Consider the following 9,746-nt stretch of genomic DNA (forward strand, 5'->3'; position numbering starts at 1 on the left):
TGTGCGTAGATGTGATCAAGAGACAGGCCCGTGAGGAGGACGAGACCCATACCGCGGTCCAGGGCTGCCTCCGGGACCTGGGTAAGTCCTTGGGTTACGACGTCTGGATCGCCGCGAACGACCGGAACCGGCCGCTGGACGGCGGCAAGCTGGGCGATGGCTGCCTGGGCGAGCTTCCAGCGGCTGTCGGGCAAGCGCCGGGTGCCGACGCCGTCCGGCTCATCGACGTCCTCTGGCTGGCCAAGGAGACGGGACGGATCGTCGCTGCCTTCGAGGTGGAGCACACAACGTCTATCTACTCAGGGATTGTACGCATGCTGGACCTCGCGCTCGGCCCTGAGGCGCACGCCTTGGAGGGCATGTTCCTCGTGGCGCCGGACGGCCGCGAGGGCGAGGTGAAGGCACAGCTTGCGCGGCCCGCGTTCTCCCGCATCGCCGACCTCAAGGTGCACTATCTGCCCTACGGCGAGCTCAAGGCGAACCGGGAGGCTATCGCGCGTTTCGGCGAAGGCATGAAGCCGATCCAGGCCATTGCGCGAAACCTCGTCTAGGCGCGCGGCTCCCCTGCCTCTGCCGGTGCGGCGCTTACACGTCCGCCGTCGCGCCGCTCTTGGTCGCCCGCGGGCGGCTTCGGGCAGGCGTAGCGCATGAAGCTCTCCGTCGGGCGAGTGATGCAGGCAGCGAGCGAAAGCGTCGCCCGCAGCATGAGCGGTGGCATGCACCAAGCCAGTGCTTCCAGCACCACGACCTCGCAGTGATCGCTGCAAATGAGCCCCGGCCTCTCATCGCCCTGCCACTCGATGTCACAATCCAGGATTCCGTCCGGGCGCCTGAGAGCTACCTGACCCCAATTGGGAAGGTGCCGCGGGCCGGAGGCATTTCGCCGTGAACCGGCGCTGTCAGGGTAGCCCGGCGGTCGCCCGCATCGGCAACTCCAAGTGCAGACGGTAGATGCCGTTGCCTTCGTCGGCCGCCATGAGTGGAGGAGGGTTGGCGCCTTCGGCCATGGGCGAGGTCACGATCCTAACCGGACAGCGTCGTCCCAAAGCGGTGGTCGTAGGTTACGGCGATGAGGGCCGGCCGGCTCGAGACGGGATGCGAGTACTGACGTTCAGATTGACCTGATAGCGGGCTCGCCCCGGTCCGCGGAGTCCCGGTATCTTCTCGCGGTGGCGGCGTATGGCGCCGATACTCTCCAGCTCGGACATGACGCGCGATACCTCGTCTGGGCTTGTGTTGGCTGCCGCCGCAAGAGCAGTGCGCGAGATGAGAATGTCTCCCGTGCCCTGGCACATGCACTGAAGGCACTCGGCCCAAAGCTCCATTGCCACGAGCGGCAGCTCAGAGTGCCGCCGCAACCACCCTACCACTGCCCGATTCTGCTGCGGAGTGACCAAAGGAACATCCGACCGGACCAGGTGCTGCGCGACCGATCTAATGAATAGATCAGCTTAGAAGGAGCAAGCAGACCACTTTAGGCATGAAAGACAGATTTTCCTCCGCAGGCCGCCTTCGTTCACCGCGCGTCCTCGGACGGGCCACCGGCGCTAGCGGAGGACATACGGTCTCACCACCCCCGCCCATCTCTGCCCGAACCGGCGAGGCTCACGATTAGAGCTCCCTGTCCATCAGACTTGGATGCCGCTCAGATGGAAGGCCATTTGAGTGAGCGACAATCCAAGGGCAACCGGTCTCGTTGGGAAGGTCGCGTCAGCGCTGCCCTGGCTGCGAACCGGAGTTCCGCTGCCCTTGCGGCGCAGCCGGGCGCCCAGTTCTTTGCTGTGCCCCAGAATTGGAAGAACCCTGATTGGCCTGCGGCATATTGGAATGATCCATGCCGGGCATGTTCGAATGATCCATGCCCTGCATGCGGGAGTGATCCATGCCCTGCATGGAGCCTTGCGACTGGGTGTTGCCCTGGGCGAAAGCAGGCGTCGCCATAGCCAGGACCGCGAAGCAAGCAATAGCAATAAGGGTGCGCATGTGATCCTCTCTTGGTGAGAGCTGACGTGGAAGTCGGTGTCTTGGACCGACTTTGGTTGTGTAACACGGATCAGGAGCGCCTGATGCGTGACATTATATGTCAGAGGGGAGGTATGTTGTGAGACGAGGGCACCGCCTGGGAGATTGACCACTCGACCCGGGTCTTCAGTTAAGCGAGCGGGCAAAGTTCTTCGCGGTTCATCACGCAGCCGACGAACCGCCGCTTCCGTACCCATTTCCCTTCTCTGGTGCGGGCTCCTGCGAATGTGGAGGTAAAGTCCAGACGTGCACCCGATGCGGCTCAGGCTGCCGCGCGTGTGTGCGAGCACCGTCCCAAAGTGGCGATGCTGGTGCTTCCGCCGAAGACGCGGCAGAGATCGCCACACGCGCACCTCCATGCCAGCGTCGGGCAGCACGTGCCTCTAGCGTGGAGGCGGGCTACCACCGGGTGCAGGACCTACTCCGTCGATGAGCTGCAGGCACTCGGAGGCGGGAAGCCTTCTTGTGATATCTGAAAGGCAAAAGGCCAGAGCACCCTGCTTGACCAGATGGTAGGCGAAGACCCTGTTCATGGTCGAAATGCCGACGATCTGCCATCCTTCGGCGACCAGGCCTGGAAGTGATTGGGGCAGCGGCACACCGTGCATCGGCGCAAGCGGGACGGCAGGCCCTTCGTCGGCCTCAGCAGCCCGGGCCACCTGAGGTGACGCGAGGCAGAAGACAGCGGCCACAAGAAGGGATCTAGCCTGCATGGAATCACCATCGTCGGATTGGTGGAGATGGTGTGCCATTTGCTTCTGTGAAAGCAATCTCACAACCTTCGCCACGTGAGGCGGCGCCGCGAGGTCAGTAAGGAGCCCAAGGCCTCGTCGGCTGATGATGTCGCGGAGGCCAGCTCTCCCAAGATGGCAAGGTGAACGACGCGGCAACACGAGTTGGCACCTCATAGCATGTCAGCCGCCTCCAGTTGATGCCGGATAGCGCATCTAAACCGGCAAGCCCTCCGGTCCTCTCTTCCTGTCTTCCTGAAGAGATCCAAGGATCTGCGAAGTCTCATCTGGACGGCCGCCGGGGAGCGCCGAGGAGTACCAGGGAAGCCGCTACAGGATCACCGGCGGCGACTCTAGGGAGGCAGGGTCCCTGGGTAAGGGCGCCACGCCCAGCCCCATCCAAGCGGCCGTGGCGCGGCTCTTTCCTATTGTTGTACCTTGATAAACCCCGTTCACTCCAGCCATCAGCACCCACAGCGATGATCCAGGTGGCGGGTCAGCCTCCTATTGCTCGTTCCACCTCCCTGTCTGGCCAGCTGGCAAATCTGCGGAGACGGCATGGAAGCCCCCGGGGCGCCTGGCATTCCGCCAACCCGGACCAGCAGGGACAAGGACATGGTGGGCACAGTTCTAGGCCCTGCGCGGCCGTGGTTCACGGTTGGGCACAGCATCCTCAACGAGGTGGCCTTGCCCGTTTTGCTCGCCGCGGCGCTCGCCGCGCGCGACGCCCTCGGCGGCATAGAGGCACGGGACACAGCACGCTGGGCGCTGGCTTACCTGGTAGCGGCACGGCCCCACGACGGAGCAGGACCGCCGGGAGGAGACCGCCGGGATCAACCCCTTCACGCTGGCCGTGGCGATCACGGCGCTCGTCGCGGGCGCCGCGTTTCTCGAAGAGGCCGAGAGGGGTGATGTCCTCCTCCTCGCCGACGACTGGAACGCCTGCATCGAGGATTGGTGCGTTGCCTCCGGCTCTGCCGTCGGCACTGCACACGCAGTGGGGTCACACTATGTGCGGGTAGCGCCCGCCCGCGTGGTTGCCGACCGGGCCGCACTTGGGGACATCGCACCTCTGAAGAACCGCGAATGCGATCCCGAGCTGGCAGCGGCCGAGCAGGTTTCGACCGACGTCCCGCAGCTGGTGCGCTTCGGGCTGCGGGATCCGCCTGATCCGGCGGTGCGCAGCACCATTGGCTGATGGACGCGCTGCTGCAGGCCGGGACGCCGAGCGGACCGGCCTGGCGCCGCTACCATGGCGATGGCTACGGGGAGCATCCAGGCGGGAGGCCGTACGACGGGACGGGCCAGGGTCGGCCCTGGCGCTGCTCGCCGGAGAGCGCGGCCACTACGCCCGGCTCGCGGGCGAAGGCGCCGAGCCCTATCTGCGCACCATGGCGGCCGCCGCCAATCGGCTGGGCCTGATTCGCGAGCAGGTGTGGGACGGCGATCCGCTGCCGAGGCGGGCCTCTACCCTGGTCGCCCCGCCGGTTCGGCGATGCTGAGTCTGGGCGAACGCTGAGTTCGCCAAACTCGCGGCGAGCATTCGCAAAGAGTTCCCGGTGGACCGGCTCCAGGCGGTTTGGCTGCGCTATGCGGGCCAAAAACCGCGGCCCCGGCACACGCACTGGGCGCCCTGGGCTCCAGTGGCAATCCTCCGAACGGGGCAGTCCCTGCGCGTTCTGCATGCTGCTCCCGCAGTGCTGCGATGGAGCGCCGACGGATGCTGGGAGGCGTCCACGGTGCCAACCAGGCCCAGCGCCCTCGGCCTCCATGCCGCCGACTTGGCAATCGGAAGCTTGCGGCCGGGCCAGACAGTCAAGTTCGCCTCCGACGGTTGGCAGGCCGAGTAGGGACCATCGTTGTCGCGGAGCCGGAGGAAGGCTGACGCAGGCAGCCCGTCGCACCGCGCGCTGCTCGCGCCAACGCGCCACGCCGTGCAGGCTGGCCATGGTCCACCGGTGCCAGAACGCTTCCATCGGCCTGCCGCCATGCCGCCCGGGAGGGGGGCGCCATGCCCTTGGCAGCGACCAGGTGCCGAAAGGCACCGGCGTGCACCAAGCGACCAGAGCCCCGCAGCGCTTGGTGGAACCGGAACAGGGACGCATTGGGTACTCATGCCTCTGGAGGAGACGGCCGCGCCGCGGGCAAATCTTACGTTTTATTACGAGGCACTGAGGATGATTGCTGGTGCCGCGGGCATGAGCGATACATGGCACAGCCCGGTCGCGTGCTGCGTCGCGTGCTGCTTCGTCAAATGTCCGGTCAATTTGGCAGGGAAGGTCGCATGCGGACAACCACGCTCGTCCCTGGCGTAAGGGCACCGCTTATCGGCCAGACACAATGCGATGGCCTATAGCTCCTGCGAGACCCTGTTAGGATGCTGCGGGCCACAAGGCGACCGGCATGCTGCGAGTGCGCTTGCGCGCTGCGGCAGCTACCCGGCCCGACGGCTCGCTGCAGGGGTCAGCGTGCCCGCACTTCCGCCTGTGGCCCGGGCGAGTTGCCTTCCGGTTCCCAGATCAGCGCCCATGGGACGAGCGCAGGTTAGCCATGCCGATGGAGCCTGAGCACGCAATGAAATCGCCATTTGCCACTCGGGTTCACCCCCCCATGGCGCCGCTTGGCCTACCGCAGCGTAACCTGCACGAGCAAGGCGTTGCGGTGGGCCGGATGCAAGGCGCCCGTTCGAATGTGCGGTGAGTGCTCGGCGGGCCAGAATACAGGAGAGATATATGAGTGAAGGTTGCTTGACGCGCCGTAGCGCACTCAGCGCTGGCATCGCCGCCATCGCCTTCTCGCAGGCGCCGGGCGCCCTCGCTCAGCCGCGCATCGGGCGCGCGCTGCCCCGCGAGTTCAACCTCGCGTTAGAGCACACCACATTCAATGTCACCGGGCGGACACGCCCGGCGATGTCGATCAACGGCCAGATCCCTGGTCCTGTCCTTCGCTTCCGAGAGGGCGAGGAGGTGATCATCAATGTCACGAACAAGCTGCGTGAGAGTGCGTCGATCCATTGGCACGGTCTCATTCTGCCCAGCAGCCAGGACGGCGTTCCCGGCATCAGCGATGGCTTCAATGGGATTGCGGCCGGGGCGACGCACCAATACCGATTCCCGCTGGTACAGTCTGGCACCTACTGGTACCACAGCCACTCTGGCGTCCAAGAACAGGCTGGCATCTACGCGCCTCTGATCATCGATCCACTGCGTCCCGACCCTTACGCCTACGGTCGCGACTACATCGTCCAGCTCTCCGACTGGACCGACGAGAACCCCGAACGCATCATCAGCAATCTCAAGCGGGACCCAGGCTACTACAACTACAACAAGCGGACACTCGCGAGCCTCGTCCAGGAATTGCGGGCGGCTCCTGACGGGGCGGCGCGGTCCGCGATCATCGCAGACCGAAAGATGTGGGGCGACATGCGTATGGACCCCACGGATATCGAGGACGTCAGCGGCTACACCTACTTGGTGAACGGACGCCCGCCCGAGCGTAATTTCACCGCCGTCTACCGGCCCGGGGAGACCGTGCGCCTACGCTTCATCAACAGCGGAGCCATGACCCATTTCGACGTCCGAATTCCGGGTGTCGAGATGACCGTCGTGCAGGCGCATGGGAACAACGTGCGGCCGGTGACCGTCGACGAATTCCGTATCGCTCCCTCCGAGACATACGACGTCCTCGTACGCCCGGCGGGTGGGAAGCAGTATCAGATCCTGGCGGAAACCATGGGGCGTCAAGGTTTCGCCAGCGCCAGCCTTGCCACGCAAGACGGGCTGCCAATGCTGCCGCTGCCACCGCATCGGCCGCGGCCCGTCCTGACCATGGCCGATATGGGTGGCCCCTACGGACCGACCGGTCTCGATCGCGGCACGCCGTTGCCTGAAGTGGACCGCCCCGGCCAAGTCGCCCCGCCGATGGACATGAGCGGCATGGATCACTCCAGCATGGCTGGGATGCCGCAGGGCGCGGCGACAGCCGGTACGGTGCAGGGACCGGCCGCCGCAGCAATGGACCACGCCAACATGCCGGGCATGGACCATTCCACCATGCCCGGAGCGCAGCCGCGGCAAAGTCGGTCCGGGCCAAGCCAGCAAGCACGCCACAACCAGCGTAATGCAGCCCCGGTGGGCATAGATCACGCCGCGATGGGGCACGGCGCGTCCGCTCCAGCGCAAGCGATGGATCACGCTGCGATGGGACACGGCGCGCCCGCTCGAGGGCAGGCGGCGGACCACTCCGCCATGGGGCACGGCAACATGGCCATGCCGGATCCCTTCACGAACGACGTGGGAGCTCCTCCTGGAGCACGCGTGCTCTCGTACCGGCAGCTGCGGGCTCTTTCTAATCCCTATCCCGTACGCGAACCGAGCCGCATCATCGAGGTTCGGCTGACCGGCAACATGGAACGCTATATCTGGTCCATCAATGGGAACCGCCTGAGCGAGGCCCAGCCCATTGTCCTCAACTTCGGTGAGCGGGTGCGGATGCGGTTCATCAATGAGACGATGATGAACCACCCCATGCACCTCCATGGAGTCTGGATGCAGCCGCAGGTCGGCAACGGGAATGAGAATCCGCTGCTGCACGTCGTGAATGTCAAGCCGGGCACGACGATGGATGTTGACGTGGAGGCGGATGCCGAGGGCGGATGGGGTTTCCACTGCCATCTGCTTTATCACATGGAGGCAGGTATGATGCGTAAGGTCGAGATCCGCCGACGCGCCCGGGTGGCGTCCGCGCCATGAAGACGCCTTGCAACAGAGGGACGCGCACGGGAGCAATCGCCGCGGGTGCGCTTACCCTGTGCCTGATGGCTGGCGAAGCGAGTGCGCAGCAGGCGGCCTCGCAACAGGCCGCGGCGGATCCGGGAGCGCACAGCCCGGGCGCGCACGAACTCTACTACGGCGCCGTGCTCGTCGACCAGCTGGAGTACCGCAATCACGGCCGCGGCCATGGCATCTACGCCTTCGAGGGGCTGGCATACTACGGTACTGATTACAACAAGATCCAACTGAATGGCCGCGCCGAGTCGAACCAGGCCGCGAAGGGGCTGGAGCGTGCTGAGTTGCAGCTGCTCTACTCGCGGCTCGTTGGATATTATTGGGATGTGCAGGTCGGCGTGCGTCACGACTTCCGCATCGATCCACGCACGGGTACGCCCGCCCGGACCTACGGCGTGGTTGGGCTCCAGGGCCTCGCGCCCGGGCTTTTCGAGGTGAACATCCAGGCCTTCTTGGGTGAGCGAGGCGTTCCTCTGCTTCGCACGGAAGTGGAGTATGACATCTACATCACCAACCGCCTCGTGCTGCAGCCGGAGATCGAGCTGAACTTCGCGGGCGGGCGGGACGAGGCCGCTGGAATCGCTCCGGGCCTTTACCGCATGGAGACCGGCCTGCGCCTCCGCTACGAATTCACCCGCGAGGTGGCGCCCTACATAGGCATTTCGTACGAGCGAACCGTTGGCGGCGCAGCTGGTCTCACGCGCCGCCTGGGCGAGAAGCCAGAGGCGACAACCGTTGTTGCGGGGCTGCGTCTGTTCTTCTGAGCCCGGCCAGGATTCTGTTAGGCAGCGCCCTGGCAGCTGCTCCGCTTCTAGTCCCAGCGGCACTGCCAGGACGACGCCGCAACGACCAAGGCGCGCTTTTGGAGTCGGGTATCACAGCGAGGAGAACGCAACAGGCATCGACACCGGATGGACATCGCCCAGCGGCAGCCGAGAGTTGTGGGACCGCCAATGCACTCTGCGCCGCCGGACCGGCCACGGGAACGGCGATGAAATTGTGGACTTTGCGAAGCGCTGCGCTTCGGACACGGTCGCGCGAATCAGGGGGCTTTGACGTGGATCAAGGTTCGCATTCGCCCGATGCGCAACGTTGGCCGTGACGGAAGCGGCGCCTTACTGCTCAACCATCGGCGTCGACGGTGCGGTGCCGGACGCCTCCACGAGGAAGAAGGACCACGACAATGTCGAAGCAGACCACGTTCCTTTCCGCGGCCACCTTTGCCGTGCTTGTCCCCCTTTCGTCCTTCGCGATGGCGGCGGAGCCTCCCGGGCGGCCCTCACAGCTCGCCATGATGGATATGATGCCGATGGGCAACGGTGGAGGAGCGCAGCAGGGTATGGGCGGCATGAGCATGGAGGGCGACATGCGCATGCAGGCGATGCAGGGCCAGCCAGCGCAGGGTGCCGCCGGAGCCGGTGCGATGCCCAGCATGGGCCAGCCCGGCCCCGCTCAGCAACCCGCCGCCAACCAGGCACCGCCGCAACCCGCTTCGTCAGCGGGCATGGGATCTGGCGGCATGATGGGCGACAACATGATGCGCATGGGTGGCGCGATGCCCGCCCAGGGGCAGGGCCAGATGCCGCAGCAGCCCATGGGTCAGGCGCCGATGGCTGGCTGCAGCATGATGCCGATGATGCAGAACATGATGCGCATGGGCTCGCCGCAGATGGGGATGGCGCCGATGCAGGGCGGCTCCATGCCGATGGGCAGCTCCGCTGCGCGGCTCGAGGGGCGGATCGCCTTCCTTCGCACGGAGTTGCGCATCACTGACGCCCAGGCTCCTGCGTGGGAGGCCTTCGCGAACACGCTGCGCGCGGGGCGCGAGCACCTCGACGCGGCGCGCACCGCGCTGCAGGACAGCACGGCAGCGACGGATCCGATGGCGCGGCTGGAGGCGTTCGAAAACCATCTGCGGCAGCGGACCGAGGCGATCCACACGACCCGGATGGCCTTCAACACGCTCTATGCTCAACTGGATGACACGCAGAAGCGTGTGGCGACGGCCACCATGCTGCCGTTCATCGGAACCTTTTGAGCGCGGGCGCGATGCCGCGGGCGAGATCCAGGCAGTGGCGGCTCGCCGCCGCGCTGCTCGGGATGTGGCTGAGCAACGCGGCGGTCGCTCAGGTCGACCCGGGTGATCACAGCGCTCATCATCCGGGAGGAGCAACCCCGGCTCCGGATGTGGCGGCGCCGGTCGGCC

The 9,746-nt window shown here is 65.7% G+C and carries 7 protein-coding genes and 1 pseudogene; 6 read left to right on the plus strand and 2 right to left on the minus strand.

All coding sequences use genetic code 11. The features are described from left to right. A pseudogene (locus tag ROTAS13_RS13445) lies at window positions 1–551 on the plus strand (type II restriction endonuclease); the annotation flags it as partial. Window positions 552–1,061: 510 nt separating this feature from the next. Here ROTAS13_RS13445 and ROTAS13_RS28605 read toward each other — a convergent pair. Together ROTAS13_RS28605 and ROTAS13_RS13450 are read right to left on the minus strand one after the other, a co-directional pair. After that, window positions 1,062–1,325, minus strand: coding sequence for a helix-turn-helix domain-containing protein (locus ROTAS13_RS28605; RefSeq protein WP_367604169.1), 264 nt, complete (start codon window positions 1,323–1,325; stop codon window positions 1,062–1,064). Between the two features lie 385 nt (window positions 1,326–1,710). Further along, window positions 1,711–1,983: a hypothetical protein gene (locus tag ROTAS13_RS13450; protein WP_075822593.1), complete on the minus strand. Its 273-nt coding sequence runs from the start codon at window positions 1,981–1,983 to the stop codon at window positions 1,711–1,713. Between the two features lie 1,328 nt (window positions 1,984–3,311). On the opposite strand from ROTAS13_RS13450, the gene ROTAS13_RS28610 reads away from it, so the two are divergent. The 5 genes from ROTAS13_RS28610 to ROTAS13_RS13470 all read left to right on the plus strand — a co-directional run bounded on the left by ROTAS13_RS28610 (window position 3,312) and on the right by ROTAS13_RS13470 (window position 9,578). Continuing rightward, window positions 3,312–3,665 carry a hypothetical protein gene (locus ROTAS13_RS28610; RefSeq protein WP_073140364.1) on the plus strand — a complete coding sequence of 118 codons (354 nt, stop codon included), beginning with the start codon at window positions 3,312–3,314 and terminating at the stop codon, window positions 3,663–3,665. Beyond that, window positions 3,607–3,951: a hypothetical protein gene (locus ROTAS13_RS26325; RefSeq protein WP_073140361.1), complete on the plus strand. Its 345-nt coding sequence runs from the start codon at window positions 3,607–3,609 to the stop codon at window positions 3,949–3,951. Before ROTAS13_RS28610 ends, ROTAS13_RS26325 begins: the two co-directional genes overlap by 59 nt. A 1,534-nt stretch (window positions 3,952–5,485) precedes the next feature. Continuing rightward, window positions 5,486–7,504: a multicopper oxidase domain-containing protein gene (locus tag ROTAS13_RS13460; RefSeq protein WP_073140359.1), complete on the plus strand. Its 2,019-nt coding sequence runs from the start codon at window positions 5,486–5,488 to the stop codon at window positions 7,502–7,504. Beyond that, window positions 7,501–8,304: a copper resistance protein B gene (locus tag ROTAS13_RS13465; RefSeq protein WP_073140356.1), complete on the plus strand. Its 804-nt coding sequence runs from the start codon at window positions 7,501–7,503 to the stop codon at window positions 8,302–8,304. The genes ROTAS13_RS13460 and ROTAS13_RS13465 overlap by 4 nt, the downstream gene beginning before the upstream one ends. A 419-nt stretch (window positions 8,305–8,723) precedes the next feature. Beyond that, window positions 8,724–9,578 (plus strand): Spy/CpxP family protein refolding chaperone, encoded by an 855-nt coding sequence (locus tag ROTAS13_RS13470; protein WP_073140353.1) that lies wholly within the window; start codon window positions 8,724–8,726, stop codon window positions 9,576–9,578. Window positions 9,579–9,746 lie beyond the last annotated feature (168 nt).

This window comes from Roseomonas sp. TAS13 (assembly GCF_001950415.1).
Classification (GTDB): Bacteria; Pseudomonadota; Alphaproteobacteria; order Acetobacterales; family Acetobacteraceae; genus Roseomonas; species Roseomonas mucosa.

What these genes read in the sequence shown, in the direction of transcription:
- ROTAS13_RS28605 (WP_367604169.1), bottom strand. Translation starts at nt 1,325, where the DNA reads ATGGAGCTTTGGGCCGAGTGCCTTCAGTGCATGTGCCAGGGCACGGGA.
- ROTAS13_RS13450 (WP_075822593.1), bottom strand. Translation starts at nt 1,983, where the DNA reads ATGCGCACCCTTATTGCTATTGCTTGCTTCGCGGTCCTGGCTATGGCG.
- ROTAS13_RS28610 (WP_073140364.1), top strand. Translation starts at nt 3,312, where the DNA reads ATGGAAGCCCCCGGGGCGCCTGGCATTCCGCCAACCCGGACCAGCAGG.
- ROTAS13_RS13460 (WP_073140359.1), top strand. Translation starts at nt 5,486, where the DNA reads ATGAGTGAAGGTTGCTTGACGCGCCGTAGCGCACTCAGCGCTGGCATC.
- ROTAS13_RS13465 (WP_073140356.1), top strand. Translation starts at nt 7,501, where the DNA reads ATGAAGACGCCTTGCAACAGAGGGACGCGCACGGGAGCAATCGCCGCG.
- ROTAS13_RS13470 (WP_073140353.1), top strand. Translation starts at nt 8,724, where the DNA reads ATGTCGAAGCAGACCACGTTCCTTTCCGCGGCCACCTTTGCCGTGCTT.